At 58.1% G+C, this 16,772-nt stretch carries 18 protein-coding genes; 13 read left to right on the top strand and 5 right to left on the bottom strand.

All coding sequences use genetic code 11. From position 1 onward, the window contains the following. Positions 1-35: 35 nt before the first annotated feature. Positions 36-863: a phytanoyl-CoA dioxygenase family protein gene (locus ABMA60_RS14835; RefSeq protein ID WP_392804505.1), complete on the top strand. Its 828-nt coding sequence runs from the start codon at positions 36-38 to the stop codon at positions 861-863. 26 nt (positions 864-889) lie between these two features. Here the strand turns inward: ABMA60_RS14835 and ABMA60_RS14840 are convergent, their stop codons facing one another. The 4 genes from ABMA60_RS14840 to ABMA60_RS14855 are packed head-to-tail and all read right to left on the bottom strand — an operon-like array spanning position 890 to position 4,794. After that, positions 890-1,327, bottom strand: a complete 438-nt coding sequence (locus ABMA60_RS14840) for a nucleoside deaminase (protein WP_392804507.1) — start codon at positions 1,325-1,327, stop codon at positions 890-892. A 50-nt stretch (positions 1,328-1,377) separates the two neighbouring features. Further along, positions 1,378-2,838, bottom strand: coding sequence for an ATP-binding protein (locus ABMA60_RS14845; protein WP_392804510.1), 1,461 nt, complete (start codon positions 2,836-2,838; stop codon positions 1,378-1,380). Continuing rightward, positions 2,825-3,550 (bottom strand): response regulator, encoded by a 726-nt coding sequence (locus ABMA60_RS14850; RefSeq protein ID WP_392804512.1) that lies wholly within the window; start codon positions 3,548-3,550, stop codon positions 2,825-2,827. The genes ABMA60_RS14845 and ABMA60_RS14850 overlap by 14 nt, the downstream gene beginning before the upstream one ends. Then, the gene (locus ABMA60_RS14855) at positions 3,550-4,794 is read right to left on the bottom strand and encodes an ABC transporter substrate-binding protein (RefSeq protein ID WP_392804516.1); all 1,245 of its coding nucleotides are present in this window, start codon (positions 4,792-4,794) and stop codon (positions 3,550-3,552) included. Before ABMA60_RS14855 ends, ABMA60_RS14850 begins: the two co-directional genes overlap by 1 nt. A gap of 301 nt (positions 4,795-5,095) precedes the next feature. Between ABMA60_RS14855 and ABMA60_RS14860 the strand changes: the two genes are divergently transcribed. The 6 genes from ABMA60_RS14860 (at position 5,096) to ABMA60_RS14885 (ending at position 10,981) form a co-directional block, all read left to right on the top strand. Further along, the gene (locus ABMA60_RS14860) at positions 5,096-6,349 is read left to right on the top strand and encodes an ABC transporter substrate-binding protein (RefSeq protein WP_392804518.1); all 1,254 of its coding nucleotides are present in this window, start codon (positions 5,096-5,098) and stop codon (positions 6,347-6,349) included. A gap of 113 nt (positions 6,350-6,462) precedes the next feature. Then, the gene (locus ABMA60_RS14865) at positions 6,463-7,377 is read left to right on the top strand and encodes a carbohydrate ABC transporter permease (protein ID WP_392804522.1); all 915 of its coding nucleotides are present in this window, start codon (positions 6,463-6,465) and stop codon (positions 7,375-7,377) included. A 28-nt stretch (positions 7,378-7,405) separates the two neighbouring features. Then, on the top strand, positions 7,406-8,245 hold the full coding sequence (locus ABMA60_RS14870) for a carbohydrate ABC transporter permease (protein ID WP_392804525.1): 840 nt from the start codon (positions 7,406-7,408) through the stop codon (positions 8,243-8,245). Positions 8,246-8,326: 81 nt separating this feature from the next. Then, positions 8,327-8,521 (top strand): DUF3185 family protein, encoded by a 195-nt coding sequence (locus ABMA60_RS14875; protein ID WP_392804528.1) that lies wholly within the window; start codon positions 8,327-8,329, stop codon positions 8,519-8,521. 55 nt (positions 8,522-8,576) lie between these two features. Next, positions 8,577-9,791: an FAD-dependent monooxygenase gene (locus ABMA60_RS14880; protein WP_392804531.1), complete on the top strand. Its 1,215-nt coding sequence runs from the start codon at positions 8,577-8,579 to the stop codon at positions 9,789-9,791. After that, positions 9,788-10,981 carry a UbiH/UbiF/VisC/COQ6 family ubiquinone biosynthesis hydroxylase gene (locus ABMA60_RS14885; RefSeq protein ID WP_392804534.1) on the top strand — a complete coding sequence of 398 codons (1,194 nt, stop codon included), beginning with the start codon at positions 9,788-9,790 and terminating at the stop codon, positions 10,979-10,981. The genes ABMA60_RS14880 and ABMA60_RS14885 overlap by 4 nt, the downstream gene beginning before the upstream one ends. A 12-nt stretch (positions 10,982-10,993) precedes the next feature. Here the strand turns inward: ABMA60_RS14885 and trmL are convergent, their stop codons facing one another. After that, positions 10,994-11,461 (bottom strand): tRNA (uridine(34)/cytosine(34)/5-carboxymethylaminomethyluridine(34)-2'-O)-methyltransferase TrmL, encoded by a 468-nt coding sequence (gene trmL / locus ABMA60_RS14890; protein ID WP_392804536.1) that lies wholly within the window; start codon positions 11,459-11,461, stop codon positions 10,994-10,996. A gap of 176 nt (positions 11,462-11,637) precedes the next feature. Here trmL and ABMA60_RS14895 point away from each other — a divergent pair, with 176 nt between their 5' ends. Genes ABMA60_RS14895 through ABMA60_RS14920 form a run of 6 tightly spaced genes read left to right on the top strand, consistent with a single transcriptional unit; the run spans position 11,638 to position 16,772 of the window. Further along, a complete protein-coding gene (locus ABMA60_RS14895; RefSeq protein WP_392804539.1) occupies positions 11,638-12,570 on the top strand; it encodes a hypothetical protein in 933 nt (310 codons plus the stop codon). Further along, positions 12,567-13,280 carry a hypothetical protein gene (locus ABMA60_RS14900; protein WP_392804541.1) on the top strand — a complete coding sequence of 238 codons (714 nt, stop codon included), beginning with the start codon at positions 12,567-12,569 and terminating at the stop codon, positions 13,278-13,280. The genes ABMA60_RS14895 and ABMA60_RS14900 overlap by 4 nt, the downstream gene beginning before the upstream one ends. Then, positions 13,277-13,924: a hypothetical protein gene (locus ABMA60_RS14905; RefSeq protein ID WP_392804544.1), complete on the top strand. Its 648-nt coding sequence runs from the start codon at positions 13,277-13,279 to the stop codon at positions 13,922-13,924. The genes ABMA60_RS14900 and ABMA60_RS14905 overlap by 4 nt, the downstream gene beginning before the upstream one ends. Then, positions 13,917-14,243: a hypothetical protein gene (locus tag ABMA60_RS14910; protein ID WP_392804546.1), complete on the top strand. Its 327-nt coding sequence runs from the start codon at positions 13,917-13,919 to the stop codon at positions 14,241-14,243. The genes ABMA60_RS14905 and ABMA60_RS14910 overlap by 8 nt, the downstream gene beginning before the upstream one ends. 4 nt (positions 14,244-14,247) lie before the next feature. Continuing rightward, complete coding sequence (locus ABMA60_RS14915; protein ID WP_392804549.1) at positions 14,248-15,852, top strand: secretin N-terminal domain-containing protein; 1,605 nt, start codon at positions 14,248-14,250, stop codon at positions 15,850-15,852. A gap of 8 nt (positions 15,853-15,860) precedes the next feature. Next, positions 15,861-16,772, top strand: a complete 912-nt coding sequence (locus ABMA60_RS14920) for an ExeA family protein (RefSeq protein WP_392804552.1) — start codon at positions 15,861-15,863, stop codon at positions 16,770-16,772.

Below are 16,772 nucleotides of genomic sequence, written 5' to 3' on the forward strand. Positions count from 1 at the left end.
TCGCACGCTCGAGTGCATCATTAAAGAGACACGCCATGCTCAGTGCCGACCAACGCCAGGCTTTTGATCGCGACGGCTATGTGCTGTTACCACAACAACTCAGCGCAACCGATCGACAAACCTTGATCGACCGCGCCTATGAATTAATTGATCAGGCGGAGCTCGATCCCAGTCATCGTTTTTCTACCACCGACCGCGCCCAGATCAACCAGGATTTCTTTCTCGGTTCCGCCGAAACCATTCGGTGTTTTTTTGAAGAAGCCGCCTTCAATGACGCCGGTGAACTGACGCAACCACGCGCCCAGAGCATCAACAAAATTGGTCATGCCTTGCACGATCTGGATGATGTTTATCGCCAACTGGCACAGCGTAACGTCTTTGGTGATATAGCGCGGGATCTGGGCCAGCAACAGCCCAGCCTCTATCAAACCATGGTGATCTTCAAACAACCACGCATCGGTGGTGAAGTGGTGTGGCATCAGGACGCCAGTTTTTTCTACACCGAACCGAGCAGTGTGCTGACTTATTGGTTTGCGCTCGAAGATGCGACGCTGGAAAACGGTTGCCTGTGGCTGGACCCGGGCGGACACAAAGGTCCGCTGCGCGAACGTTATCATCGTCACGGTGACGAACTGACCATGGTGGCGCTGGATGACACGCCCTGGCCGACCGAGAGCGGTACCGCCATGCCCGTCAAAGCGGGCGATTTACTGGTATTTCACGGCCATCTGCCGCACTACAGTGCCGCCAATCGTTCGACAAAATCGCGATTGGCATTGACCTTCCATCTGGTCGATGGCGCCTTGCCCTATGCGGCGGAAAACTGGTTGCAACGTCCCAGCCTGGGTGACTTTTATATGTGAGTTTTATGTGACACAGGCGGCGAGGATTACTCGCCGATGTCTTCATTCCACAGCTGAGGTTGATCGGCAATAAAGCCTTCCATCATGGCGATGCAGTCGGCATTTTGTACCACTTCCACACTCACTCCTCGCTCGCGCAGCAAGCCTTCTTCACCCATAAAGGTCTGGTTCTCACCGATTACCACGCGCGGAATGCCATACAACAAAATAGCGCCGCTGCACATCGAACAGGGTGACAAGGTGGTGTACAGCACCGACTCCTGGTAAACCGAGGCCGGCAGGCGACCGGCGTTTTCAAGCGCATCCATTTCTCCATGCAACACCGTGCTGCCGTTTTGCACGCGGCGATTATGGCCACGGCCGATAATGCGTCCCTCATGGACCAATACCGAACCGATAGGAATGCCGCCTTCGCTCAATCCCTGTTGTGCTTCGTCGATCGCCGCTTGCAGAAATTTATCCATGCCATCTTGCCCTCAGTGATGCATTCACAATCCTGAACGTTAGCGCTTTTTCACAGCCGTCGCACGGCATAGATCAGCGGCAGTCGCACCCGCACCGACAAACCACCACCCGGATGATTGGCCAGCAATAGCTCACCGCCGTGGGCGTGCACAATGCTCTGGGCAATGCCCAACCCCAGACCCATGCCACCGGCATTACGGGCCCGACCGTGCTCCAGCCGGCTGTAGGGTTTGAACAGTTTCGCCAGGTCGTCAGCGGGTAAACCCGGGCCATGATCACGGATACGAATTTCCACGCTGTCGCCAACCACCGCCAGACTGACCTCGGCGCGATCGCCATACTGGATGGCGTTATCGATCAGGTTGGTCAGGCCGCGTTTAAGCGCCAACGGCTTGCCAACGTAATCGACCGAATCCGACACCGTGACCGACACCGCCTGCGCCGCCACCCGACGTTCACCGGCAATTTTCAACAGCAAGGCGCCGAGATCGACCGGTCTAGGGTCTTCATGAATATCGGTATCGCGCACCGTTTGCAGCGCGCCCTTCACCATCATTTCCAGCTCTTCGAGATCTTCATCCAGCGACAACCGCAACGGCTCGTCGTCGATCAATTCAGCCTGCAAACGCAAGCGCGTAATCGGCGTGCGCAGGTCATGGGAAATAGCAGCAAAGAGTCGTTCACGATCATCCAGATAACGCTGAATGCGCAACTTCATGGCCTCGAACGCTTCAGCCGTGGCGTCGAGTTCGCGCATGCCCGAAGCCGACACCGGCGGTTCTTCAACGCCGCGACCAAAAGCATCGGCGGCCTCGGCCAGCCGGCGCAGCGGTCGTGTCTGCCAGCGCACAAACAGAAAACACAGCACGCCAACAACGACCAGCGTGGCACCCAGCGACCACCAACGCTCCGGCGCCAGGCCACGGTCGCGATCGAGAATGTAGGGATCGGGCATCAGTGTCGCCAGATACAACCAATGGCCGTTGTCGAGTGGAACCTGGGCGACAACAATGGGCGCCGGGTCTGGTTCGAGCACCAGCGATTGACGAATCCAGCGCACCGGAATTTCCGCGATGGGCACGCGTTCGTCGTAAAGTCGCACCGAGCCGGGCATGGCCAGCGCCAATTGCACCGGCTGATCAATTTCCGCTTTCAGTTGGGTCTGAATGGCATCGAGCAAGGGCGCCTTGAGCGGATCATTGACCTCCGGCTCCACCGGCAGACGCGCCTGGTTGACGCTGATAAATAACCGACTGCCGCCCACTTCGCGCTGCTGTTCTATAACGATGGGCCGAACGTTATCCGGCAACGCCTGGAAATAACGAATGGTCGCCGCCAGTGACACCGCCATGTACTGAGCATTTTCGGTAATGCGCGCCTGGCTGTCGCTGCGCACCTGGCTGGCCCAGATCAGGCTGGTAATCAATTGCGCCAGGCTGATGCCGGTCAGCATCACCAGCAACAGACGCGCAAACAGCGAACGCGGCAGCCAGGCATTAATCGGGCGCATGCAGGCGTTCCACATCGGCGGTAAACACATAACCCTGACCGCGTACCGTCTTGATCAACTGGCTGTCATTGTCCGACGACAGCCGGGTACGCAAACGGCTGATCTGCACGTCCAGATAACGATCCAGCGGCCCCAGATCACGACCGCGCGTCGCCTTCATCAAATAAGAACGCGACAGCACTTCGCCGGCGTGATCGAGAAACAGTTTCAGCAATTGAAAGTCGGCACCGCTGATACTTTCCGGGGCACTGCCGGCCAGCGTCAGGGTGCGCTCCAAACCATCGAGCAGATGGCCGCGAAAGCGATAGTAACGGCCGCCGTCTTCGGAACTGCTTTGCACCGGTTCATAACGCCGATGAATGGCTTTGATGCGCGCCAATAATTCGCGCGGACTGAACGGCTTGGCGATGTAATCATCGGCGCCCATTTCCAGACCGACAACCCGATCGGTTTCCTCGGCATTGGCGGTCAGCATGATGATTGGCACATCAGACACCGCCCGAACTTTCTGGCAGACGCTGAAACCATCCTGACCGGGCAACATAATGTCGAGCACAATCAGAGATATATCCGGCGCCTGGCGAAACAAGGTCAGAAAAGATTCACCATCGCCGGCCACCTCCACCTGGTAATTATTTTTTTCCAGATAGGTTTTCAGCAGCTCACGAATTTTATAGTCGTCATCGACGACAACGATGCGTTTTGCTTTCATTATTTCAGGGCTCTTAACGATTGCGCCAACTGGGCAGTAGCCGCCTGCGGGCTGACGCTGTCATCAATAAAAAAGCGATGCACGATTTCGAAAACCGCATCTTCAGTTTCCGGCGACGTCGCCATCGAATGCGCCATCGACGGCGCCAGGCGATGCTCAGCCGCCGCCTGGTTAAAGACATGGTGAGAGGCGCGCGAACAGTCATCAAAGCCAGCCATGGTCAGATCCCGGCGAACCGGAATGGTGCCCTTGGCCAGGCTGAAATCACGCTGCACCTGCGGCGCCAGCAGGGTTTCGATAAAAGGCTGAAAGGAAATCGGGCTGGGGTTGTCGCGGAACTGCACAAAAGTATCGATGCTGTACAGATGCTGCTCGTTGGTGCCGGGCACCGCCAGACACAGATAATCCTCGCCGGCGTGCAAGCCCCAGGCGGTGAAGGCGCCTTTCACCCAATCACCCATAATCTGAGCGGCGGCCTCGCCGTCGGCCACCATACGACTGGCGTCCTGCCAACTGCGGTTGATCATGGCTGGATCCATCAGGCTTTTCAGTTGCCGCAAACGCTCGAAGGTGGCCACCACCCGGGCGTCTTCAAGCACCGCCGGGTCCTGTTCGACAAAATAACGCTGATAAAATTCCGGGCCGGCTTCGCTGAGCAACAACACCTCAAACAGGGTCGCGTTTTGCCAGGGTTGATTGCCGTGTGCCAAGGGCACCACCCCTGCCTCACGCAACCGCGGCGCCGCTCGCAACAGTTGACTCCAGGTGGTGGGTAACGGCAGTTCCAGACGTTCGAAAACCGCCGGATTCAACCACATCCAATTGATGCGATGAATTGACAGCGGCACGGCGACAACATCCTGATCAACACGAATCAGATCGTCCACCACCGGATAAAACAGACCATCGGCGGCCAGGGATGGGTTCGACAACGGCTGTAGAAATCCCAAGCCAGCCCAGTATTGAATATTGGGCCCGATAATTTGCGCCGCCCCGGGTGGAGAACCATTAATCACCCGCGCTTTGAGCACCGCCATGGCTGAATCGCCACCGCCGCCAGGTACCGGATAGTCCTGCCAGCTCACACCGCGCTCGGCCAGACCTTGCTTGAGCACTGCGGCGGCTTCTACTTCACCGGCCGAGGTCCACCAATGCAGGACTTCCAGCGTCGGGTTTTGCGCCGCAGCAACCAGTGGCAGCGGTAACAACGCAAAAAAAATGCAGCAGGTTATGATACGAAACATGGACTGATCAGGCTGTACAACGCAGGTGCAGCCATCCTAACCCAGCAAAACCCTTCAAAGTATTACTAAATCTTAGCGCTGTCTTACCGCTGTTGCGGGATTTCTTGCCAGCAAGTTTTGGTAAGCCATCCAAGCTCGCCCAAGGTCAGCGCCAGCTGGCGATTGAACCGCTCATCGCCTGCCTGTCAGCAATCTATCATGCTCACTTAGACGGGATTCACAGTCAGGTTGCCAAGCCTCCTAGAGTGGCTCGGTCGGCCTGAACACCGGCCTGAACAATAACGATAGCGAGAGAATCAAAATGCCTAATTTTAAAAGCTGTGTGGCCGGCGTCACTCTGGCCGCAACCCTGAGCCTGGGTGCTCAGGCGCAAACCCTGACCATCGAAAGCTGGCGTGTGGACGATAAAGATCTGTGGGAAGACATTCTGATCCCGGCGTTCAATGCCGAACATCCGGACATCGAAGTGCGCTTCAATGCCACCGCGCCGACCGAATACGATTCGTCCATCAACGCCCGTCTGCAGGCTGGCACCGCCGGTGATCTGATTACTTGCCGTCCTTTTGACCAGTCGCTGAGTCTGTTTAATCAAGGTTATCTGGAACCCTTGAACGGTTTGGATGCGCTGGATAATTACCAGGATTTCGCCAAGCGCGCCTGGAGCACCGACGACGGTGAAACCACCTTCTGTCTGCCGATGGCGTCGGTGATTCATGGTTTCTTCTACAACAAGGCCATCTTCGACGAGTTGGATCTTGAGGTTCCGCAAACCCGCGATGAATTCTTCGCTGTCATGGAGACCATCAAAGACGACTCCAGCTACACGCCGCTGGCATTGGGCACTAACGATCAGTGGGAAGCCAACCAGATCGTCTTCACCAACATCGGTCCGAATTACTGGAAGGGTGAAGAAGGTCGTATGGCGCTGCTGTCGGGCGATGCCAAATTCACCGACGACGAATTCGTTGATGTCTGGAAAGAAATGGCCAGCTGGGGTGACTACATGGGTCGCGGCTATGAAGCTCAAACCTATGGCGATTCGCAGAACCTGTTCGCACTGGGCCGCGCCGCCATCTACCCGACCGGCTCCTGGGATATTTCCTATTTCAACAGCCAGGCGATCTTCGAATTCGGCGCCTTCAAACCGCCGGTCGCCGACAGTGGTGATACCTGCTACATCTCCGACCACACCGATATGGGCATCGGCATCAACCCGGCCAGTGATAACGCCGAAGCAGCGCGCACCTTCCTCGACTGGGTTGCCAGTGCCGACTTTGCCGATCTGTTCACCAACGAAGTGACCGGCTTCTTCTCACTGTCCAACCACGATGTCGAAGTTCAGGATCCGGTCGCTGCGGAAATGATTTCCTGGCGCAATGACTGCGAATCCACCATTCGTCTGAACGCTCAGGTGATGAACCGGGGCACGCCGAATATGGAACAGGAACTGTGGGTCACGTCCAGCCAGGTGCTTAACGGCACGCTGTCTCCGGAAGACGCCGCTGAACAGATTCAAGACGGTTTCGCGCAATGGTACGAACCTCAGTCCAACTGATAATGGGCTGATGAGCCGGCTCTTTAACGCGGCTCTTTGAGAGGCTCCAGCCTCTCCTTTTTTATTCCGCCGGGGCGAACTGCCCCGGCCACTGGTTCTGCCGAGGATCCAAGATGAAACGCGCTTTCCCCTGGCACCTGTTGTTTTTTCTGGCGCCGGCCGTGCTGATTTATACCCTGTTCAGCGCCTATCCGTTGTTCGACACCCTGCGTCTGAGTCTGTTTACCGACAGCACCGACGGGGTCCGATCCTTCACTGGCCTGAGCAACTTTGTCACCCTGCTGCGCGATCCGAACTGGTCCGGCCCGTTCTGGAATGCGCTGTGGAATAACACCAAATTCTTCATCATTCATATGCTGGTGCAGAACCCCATCGGATTAATGCTGGCGGCGTTGCTGAGCATGAAAGATCTGCGCGGTGCGCGCACTTATCGCACGCTGATTTTTTTACCGACCTTGTTATCGGTAGTGATCATCGGCTTTATCTGGCAACTGATTTTGAGTCCGCTCTGGGGTGTCTCCGAAGGCTTCCTGGCATTCTTCGGCCTGGACTTTTTATTCGACGCCTGGCTGGGTCGTGAAGGCAGCGCACTCATTACCCTGGCGCTGATTTCGGTGTGGCAGTTTATCGGCATTCCAATGATGCTGATCTACGCCGCCCTACTGTCCATTCCTGACGATTTAATCGAAGCCGCCCGGGTCGATGGTGCCTCACCCTGGCGTACCTTCTGGCGCATTCGGGTGCCGCTGATTTTGCCCACCTTAGGCCTGGTGACCATCCTCACCTTTGTCGGCAACTTCAATGCGTTCGAGCTGATTTATGCGGTCAAGGGCGCGCTGGCCGGACCGAATTTTTCCACCGATATTCTCGGTACTTTTTTCTATCGAACCTTCTTCGGTTATCAGTCGCAAATTGGCAGTGCCACCATGGGCGCCACTGTCGCCACCATGATGTTCCTGGTCATTCTGGTCGGCGTCATGCTGTATTTCTTTGTCATTCAGCGCCGTCTGACGCGCTATCAATTATGACTTTTATCAAGCCGAGGAATCGATCCCGATGAACGGACCGTCATACCGTCTCAGCAGCAAGGCATGGGTGCATCTGATCTTGCTGGGTTACTCCCTGATCGCCCTCTTTCCGATCCTGTTGGTGATCATTAATTCATTTAAATCCCGGCGCGCCATCTTTATGGATCCGCTGGCATTACCCGGCCCGGATTCGTTCAGTCTCGACGGCTACGCTAAGGTGCTGGAAGAGTCGAATTTCATATTGTTTTTTGGCAACAGTTTGCTGGTCACTCTGGTGCCGCTGTTTCTGGTCATGCTGTTTGGCGCCATGGCCGCCTGGGCGTTGTCCGAGTACCGTTTTCGCGGCAACCGATTGCTGGCGTTATTCCTGGCCATGGGCATTATGGTGCCGATTCGGCTCGGTACCGTGAGCATTCTGGAGATCATGGTGGGACTGAATCTGGTCAACACTCACCTGGCGTTAATTCTGGTGTATACCGCTCAGGGATTGCCGCTGGCGATTTTGATTTTGACCGAATTTGTCGGTCAGGTGCCCGAAGAACTGAAAGAGGCGGCGCGTTGTGAAGGCTGCAGTGAATACCGACTGTTTTTTCAGCTTATTCTGCCGCTGATTCGACCCGCCGTGGCCACCGTCGCCATCTTCACCATGGTGCCGATCTGGAACGATCTGTGGTTCCCGCTGATTCTGGCACCCGGCCCCAGCACTCAGACCATTCAGTTGGGTGTGCAACAGTTTATCGGTCAGTACGCGACCGACTGGAACTCGGTGCTCAGCGCTTTGTCGTTGGCGGTGTTGCCGGTGTTGGTGTTGTACGCCTTCCTGTCGCAACACCTGATTCGCGGCCTGACCTCTGGTGCCGTTAAATAGCTAAAGCGTGAAACCATCGGTAGGCAAACGGTGCTCAAGTATGATTAGAATCAGGACCTCACTCACGCAAGGAGTTGTACGATGAAGAAGTTGATTGGACTGGTTCTGGTGGTACTTGGCGCAGGTTGCCTGTGGTGGGGCTACGATATGTCGCATTCAGTTTCCGGCGTCGTCACCGATGCCCTGGGCGGCGAAAATACTCAGGTGATGATCCGTTACGCAGCCGGCGCGGTGTTGTTCGTGGTCGGTTTCTTTATGGTGATGCGTAAAGCCTGACCGGCGGCCTCTGGCCTGTTATCATCCGCGCTCCACACCGGATGCGAAGCACGCTATGCCCCGCTACGACATTACTATTGTCGGCGGCGGTTTGGTCGGCCTGACGCTGGCCATCGCCCTTGAACCCGCGCTCCGCGCGGGTGCTCGCCTGACATTGATCGACCCGGCACCGCAGCCGGAAAGCAAAGCCCCCCGTTCCCCCAGTTTCGACGATCGCGCCACGGCCTTATCGGCCTACAGCCAGCGCGCTTATCAACGTCTGAATGTCTGGCCTTTATTGGCACCCTACGCCAGTCCGATTCGCTGGATTGAAGTCAGCGATCGAGGCCATCTGGGTTATCACCGTATGGACGCCGCCGATCTGGATCAGGATTTCGGTGCCGTGGTGGCCAACGCCAATTTGGGTCTGGGTTTGTGGCAACGCGCCCGCGAGTTGGACGGCATGGACTGGCGCTTTGGCGACAGCGTTGCGGCCATCCAGCCCGGCCAGGATGCGCAAGCGCTGACGCTGACGTCCGGTGAATCCATCGACTCCCGACTGGTCATTCTGTGCGATGGCGGTCGTTCACCGCTGGCAGCGAAAGTCGGCCTTAGCGCTCATCAGACCGACTACCATTGCTCGGCGCGCATCGCCACGGTACGCACCAGCGAACCGCATGATGGCCGCGCCTATGAACGTTTTACCGAGCAGGGCCCGATCGCCTTGCTGCCGTTCGGCGATTACTCCGCCCTGGTGTGGACGCTGCCCGAGGCACAACGCCAGCGCATCGATGCCATGAGCCCCGAGCAACAGCTGGCCTGGCTGAACACGGCGTTCGGCCAACGTCTGGGGCGCATTATCGAAATAGGAACGACCTTCGATTATCCGCTGGTGCGGCGCGAATTGATCGACCCGGTGCGGCCACGATTGCTCGCCCTGGGCAATGCCGCGGCCACGCTGCATCCCGTTGCCGGCCAGGGTTTCAACCTCGCCATTCGCGGCCTGATGCGCGCCGCCGCTGTACTCAATCAGGCGGCCGCCAAGGGTGCAGACCCCGGCGACATTGGTCTGCTGCATCCGCTGGCCGACGCCATTGCCAACGATCAGCGACTCACCGCCAGCTTCTCGGATCGTCTGGTGCGGACCTTTGCCAGCGCTAATCCCTTGCTGCGCCTGGGGCGAAACCTGGGTCTGAATATGCTCGATCGCCATCCGCGACTCAGCCACAGCTTCGTCTTGGCCAGCATGGGCCTGAGCCAGGGTGCGCCCTTACCGGAGACTGTTTCATGAAGACACAATACGACGCCGTTATTGTCGGTGGCGGTATGGTCGGACTCAGCCTGGCCGTGGCCAGCGCTGACCAGGGCTTGAACGTCGCCCTGATCGAACCGCAGCGCGCCGAACCGGTAACACCACAAAGCGGCCAGTTTGCGCCGCGCGTCAGCGCCATCAGCCCGCGCAACCGGCACTGGCTCAGTCAGTTAGGCGCCTGGCAACAAATTCCCACCAGCCGCATTGGTCGCTATACCAAGATGCACGTCTGGGACGGCCAGGGTCAGGGCGCCATCGATTTCGATGCCGCCGAGATTGGCGCTGATGATCTGGGTCAGATTGTTGAAAACCACTGGATCACCCAGGCGTTATGGCAGCGTGTCGAAGCCTTGCCGGCGATCAGCGTCTATCAGGGTAACCGTCTGCACGAATGGCAGGTTCAGCCCGAGGGTGTGACGGTGGAGCTGGATGATGGCAGTCGGTTTCAAGCGGCGGTCATCGCTGGCTGTGACGGCAAGTTTTCCAGCCTGCGCGACCAGGCCGGCTTTGCCACTCGCGAATGGAGCTACGGGCAAACTGCTTTGGTCACCTCCATCCGCCATACCCAGCAACATCAGCAGACCGCGCGCCAGGTGTTCCTCGACACTGGCCCGCTGGCCTTTCTGCCGCTGGCGGGTGAAAACGCCGACGAACACTGGAGCTCCATCGTCTGGAGCGCCGACACCGAACGCGCCGAGCAGTTATTCGCGCTGAACGACGTCGACTTCCTGAGCGCCCTGAATCGCGCCAGCGAAGGTTGCCTGGGTGAAATCGAACACAGCGACCCGAGATTTCGGTTTCCACTGGCACAAATGCACAGCCTGGACTATATACAGGACCGGCTGGTGCTGTTGGGCGATGCCGCCCACGCCATCCACCCGCTCGCGGGGCAGGGTGTTAACCTCGGTTTTCGCGATGCCGAGGTGCTGGCGCAGGAATGGGGCCGGGCGCACCGGCTGCAATTATCGCCCGGTGACAGCGCGGTCTTGCGTCGTTATCAGCGCCGCCGTCAGACCCACAACTTGACCACCATGGCAGCGATGGAAGGCTTCAAACGCCTCTTTGGCAGCGACCATCCGGCAGCGGTGCTGGGCCGAAATCTGGGTTTATCTGGACTGCAGCGTCTGTCCTGGGCCAAGCGGCCTTTTATCGAGGCCGCTATCGGCTGAATCGTCTGATCATTAGGGCTGGGCGCCCTGATAACCGATCTGACGCCAGGCTTCATACAGCATGATCGCCGTGGCGTTGGATAAGTTCAGGCTGCGACTGCCCGGCACCATCGGCAGACGCAGCACCCGTTCGGGCGGCAGCGACTCGCGAATGTCCGCTGGCAATCCCCGGGTTTCGGGGCCGAACATCAGAAAGTCACCGGCCTGAAAGTGAGTGTCGGCGGGTCCGGTACGGCCTTTGGTCGAGAGCGCAAATAATCGCTGCGGAGCGGCACTTTCCAAGAAGTGCGGGTAATCCCGATAACGCCGGATTTCCGCGAATTCGTGGTAATCCAGCCCGGCACGGCGCAGCGCTTTTTCTTCCATGGAAAAGCCCAGTGGTTCGATTAAATGCAGCTGACAGCCGGTGTTGGCACAGAGGCGGATGATATTGCCGGTATTGGGTGGAATCTCCGGCTGATAAAGCACGATATGGAACACAGATAGTCTACTCTTTGGAAAGTAATCACGGCCTAGAGTAATAGAAACTCACAATAATTTGACGCTGAGCGCCAGGATGCACACCATAGCAGCCCTCACCGTCAGTAATCAGACGATTGGCGTAATCCCAGACCGGTATCGATCCGGATCCAGACAAACGCCGGAGTATTCGGTTCTTGGCATTATTTAAGCGCGCCCGCAGTGGCTCCCACAACTGGCTCTACCTGACCCCTGATGGTTTCGGGTTCGCTCATTTGAGTGCCGGCAAAGGCGCCCTGCCCCAGTTGCACCCGCAATCCTGGCAAGAGTCCGCTGACCCGCTGCAGCGCGCCGACGAATTGGCCGACTGGGTAGCCGACCAGGCTGATGGCGCGATCAACCTCTTGCTGGGCGAAGGCTACTATCAGCTGTTGCTGGTCGATGTTCCCGAAGTACCGGCCGACGAAATGGAAGCCGCACTGCGCCTGAAAGCCGCCGAACTGCTGCACTACGATCTCGACGAAGCCAGTCTGGAAGTCATCCTGTTGCCGGCGCAAGCCTACCACGGCCGTACCCGTATGGCCTTTGTTATTGCCGCCCACCAGCAGCCGCTGCGCCAATGGGCGCTGGCATTGGCCAGGCGCGGCCTGACCCTGACCGAAATCGACATCGATCAATTGCAGCTGCGCAACCTGGCGTTGCGGGCCAGCGATCAACAACAAAACGGCTTGCTGCATCTGCGTGCGGATCATTGTCAGCTGTTACTGATTTATCAGGGTGAACTGGTGCTGAGCCGGCGCTTCGATATCGGCTATGAAGACCTGGGTGCCGATGCCGAAGGCGATGCGCTGATCCTTGAAGGCCAGACCGATATCCAACGCGATTCCCTGGTGTTGGAGCTGCGCCGTTCGTTCGACTATTACGAATCCCAACTGGGCCTGGGCAGCATCCATCAGTTGAATCTGACCGGCTGGCCTGGCACCAACAGCATGATTGACGACCTCGGTGCCAAGCTCGGCCTGCGCTTTGTGCCGTTGCGACTGGAAGACTATGTTCAGGTGTCGACAGCACCCCTGCCCGCAGCCTTGCTGCCACTGGCCGGCACCGCCTTTCGTGAGGCCGCCTCATGACTCGTCATATCAATCTGATGCGCGCCGATATCCTGCCCGGACAGGGCCGGGTGCAATTACCCGCCTTTATCCTGGGCATAACGCTGACGTTGCTCGCCAGTGCCGGTTATCTGGGCTATCACCTCGCCAGCGCCGCCGCGTTGCAACGGCAAATCGACATGGCGCAACAGCGGGTTGACGACAGCGCACTGCAACTGCATCGCCTGCGCCAATCCTATCCCAGCATCGGCAGTGAAGCCGAACTGCGTGCCAGCAACGAAACCCTGCAAACCCGGTTGATTGCCCGACGCAGCGAACTGCAGGGACTGGCTAACCAGCTCGATACCGTCGCCAGCGGTTTCGCCCGGCCGCTGGCCAGCTTGTCGGAGCACGACCTGGACGGCCTCTGGTTAACCCGCATCGAATTGCGCGACAGCCACAGCCATCTGGAACTGGAAGGCAGAGCGCGTCGGCCCAGCCTGATTCCGCGTTATCTGGGGCAATTGGAAGGCGACGTCTTTGAGGGGCTGAGCATTCGCAACCTGAATATCGAACAGGACAGCGATGAACTGTGGCGTTTCACCATCGCCGAAGAGCTCGAGGTCGTGCCGAGTGTGACCACACCCTCGAGTTCGCGCCAGAGCCCAACACAACCCGGTAACGCTGCCCGGCTGCTCGATCAGCCCGAAGACAGCTTGCCGATGACCACCTTGCCGGAGTTACTGCAATGAGGTGGTCTGCGTTGTCACTTAAGCTGCGGCTGCAACTGCAACGCCTGCAACTGCGCGAACGGCTGCTGCTGTTGATTGCGCTGATCGTGGTACTGGCCGCCGCCTGCTATAGCGCGGCCCTGCTCAGCGGCCTGAGCGACCACCAGTCACAGCGCCAACGCCTGGAACAGCTGACGCTGGAGCATACCGCCAACACCGCAGCACTGGGCAATCTGACCCAGGCGCGCGACAACCCAGTCGTCATCCAGCTGAGCCAACGCAATGCTGCTCTGGAGGCGGAACTGGCTGAGCTCGATGCGCGCATGGCCAACATCACCGAGGTGCTGATTCCACCTCAGCAGATGGTTTCAGTGCTGCGCGAACTGCTCGATCGCAGTGACCTGACGCTGGTGCGACTGGCAGTACAGCCGGTCACCGAAGTACGACCAGCGGACGCCGATCAAAGCGCCCTCTATCAACACAAGCTGGAGCTGACCCTGACCGGTACCTTCGACGATCTGAGCGCCTACCTGCGCGCACTCGAAGACCTGCCCTGGCACCTGTTCTGGGATCGGTTGAGCATTGAAACCACCCGTTACCCCCAACTGCGCATCCGCCTGGATGTACATACCCTTAGTGATCAAGAGATTTGGATGAATGTTTAGAATAATCTGCGTCGCGCTGTATGCGACGCTCAGTTGTGCCCTCGCCGACCCCATGCGACCCGACCCGCCCCGATCTACCGCCTCTACCCAGAGCGTCAATCAGGCCACGCTGAGCCTGGAGAGCATCTATATCCTGGACCAGCGAGCCTACGCCGTCATCAATGGTCAATGGTTGAGCGTCGATGAGCGGCTCGGCAACCTGCGGGTCGTCAGCATTGACGCCGATCAGGTAGTGATCCAGGGCGCCGGTGGTCAGCGTATTCTGACCCCTGCCCAATCATCTGGATCACTGCACATATCCATGTCTGACGAGGACTGACGTTTTGCTGCCACTGTTCTTTGCAGCCTATAGCCCTGTGAAAAAGCGCCTCGGTTTATTTCTGGTCGCCTTGATGGTGGTCGGCTGCGCCGCCAATCCAAGCAACACTCAGCCCCCGGAACCGGCGTCTCAGCCCCAGCAGTTGAGTGTGCGCGACACCCTGCAACGCGAACGCGATGCCGCCGCTGATGCCGGCAGCACTGAGTCGGATCGGCCCCGAGTCGAAACTCCCTCAGAGCTGAACGCCCAATTGCTTGATTTCAGTGCGCCAGCGACAACCCAACATCGTTTTGATGTGCAGGCCACCAACGTACCCTTGCAACGTTTTTTTGCTGACCTGGGCCGTACCGAAGGCATCAACATTCTGACTGACCCAAGCATTACCGGGAGCGTCAGCCTTAATATGCGTTCGGTCACAATTGATCAGGTGATGGCCGCCATTCGCGATCTCTACGGTTATGACTATCAACGTACCGACTACGGTTATCGCGTCCTGCCCAACCAGATTCAGACGCGTATTTACCAACTGAATTATCTGAACATCGACCGCTCGGGCCGTTCCGACACTTCTGTTTCCAGTGGCCAGATCACCGATCAGGAAGGCGGTGGTAGCAGCCAGGCGAGCAGTGTCGCCACTCAATACAGTGCCAACTTTTGGAACGGCATGGAAACCACCATCCTGGGTTTGCTCAACTCCGAAGAAGGTCGCCAGGTGGTGGTCAATCCCCAGACCGGCCTGCTGGTGGTTCGAGCCACGCCGCGTGAACACGAAATCGTCGCCGGCTTTCTGTCCGACGCCGAACTCAGCCTGCAAAAACAGGTGGTGATTGAAGCCAAAGTCATAGAGGTCACCCTCAGCAACGAACATCGTTCAGGCATCAATTGGAGCGCCTTCGCCGATGACCTGAGCGCCTCCAATATCGTCAGCGGCCTGGGTCTGGGCGGTAACGAATTGCAGGGCGCCACCGGCATCGGTGGTGTTTTCTCAGTGGGTGTCGGCAGCAACGACTTCGGCGCCGTGCTGCAGTTATTGTCCAATCAGGGCAATGTGCAGGTGCTGTCGAGCCCGCGCGTATCCACCGTTAATAACCAGAAAGCGGTGATCAAGGTCGGCACCGATGAGTTCTTTGTCACCGAAGTGAGCTCCAGTAACGGCGACTCCGATGGCGATGGCATTACTGAATCGAACCCAGAATTCACACTGTCGCCGTTTTTCTCCGGCATCGCACTGGACGTCACGCCGCAGATCAGCGCCGACGACAATGTCATCCTGCATGTGCGGCCGTCGGTGACTGAGGTGGTCGAACGCACCAAGGTGATTAATGTCGGCGGTTCGACTTACAACCTGCCATTGGCGTTTTCCAGCGTGCGGGAAACCGACTCGGTGATTCGCGCCAGCAGCGGTCAGATCGTGGTTATCGGTGGTCTGCTGTCGCAGCAGCAGCAAAACTCCAGTACCGGCATACCGGGCCTCGCCCGCCTCTGGTTGTTTGGCCAGCAGCGCGAAAGCCAGGAAAAAAGTGAGTTGGTCATCCTGCTCAAGCCCATCGTCTATGGCAGTCAGACTACGGTCGACAACCTGGATGAAGTATTGCGTCGGCTGCCCTAGGACACCCTATGTACCAAGCTCACTTTGGTTTGCATCAAATGCCGTTCAGTCTGTCGCCGGACACTCAGTTGTTCGTGCGACTGGCGGATCATGAAAGCTGTTTTCTACTGCTTACCCACGTGCTCGATACCGGCGAAGGTTTTCTCAAGGTGATCGGTGATGTCGGTACCGGCAAGACCATTCTGTGCCGCCGCCTGTTGCGTTATCTGGATGAAAACAACCAGGCCCGGGAGCGCTTCCACTCGGTCTATATTCCCAATCCAATGCTGTCGCCGGTCGGCCTCTACCGCGCCGTCGGTCAGGAACTGGGGTTGGAACTGGATCAGCAAAGCGATAATAACGCCCTGCTCGATCACATCACCCAGCGCATTCTGGCCTTGGCCGAACAGGCTCATGGTGTGGTGATTGTGGTCGATGAAGCCCAGTCGCTGCCAGCCGAAACGCTGGAAGCTCTGCGGCTGATCACCAACCTGGAAACCGAACAGCAAAAACTGGTGCAGGTGATCTTGTTTGGCCAGCCGGAACTGGATGAACTGCTCGACCAAGACCGCTTTCGCCAATTGCGCCAGCGCATCACCTTTGCGCACTACCTGAAAACCCTGGATCGTCAGGCAACCCGCCAATACATCGACTACCGCCTGACGCACAGCGGCTATAACGGCCCGCCGCTGTTCAACCGACACAGCATCAGGTTGTTGCACCGACGCGCCCGCGGCGTACCGCGCATGATCAATGTGCTGGCGCACAAGTCGCTGTTGTCGGCCTATGCCGCCCAACGCCAGTGGATTGAACCACGCGATGTACAGCACGCCTGGCTCGACAGCCAACCACGCCGTGGCAGCAGGCCGGGTCGTGGTCTCTGGTTTGCGCTCGGCGCGGTCAGCATTCTGCTCGCTGTCACGCTGTGGAGGCTGATGTGA

This window comes from Saccharospirillum sp. HFRX-2 (assembly GCF_043196805.1).
Classification (GTDB): Bacteria; Pseudomonadota; Gammaproteobacteria; order Pseudomonadales; family Natronospirillaceae; genus Saccharospirillum.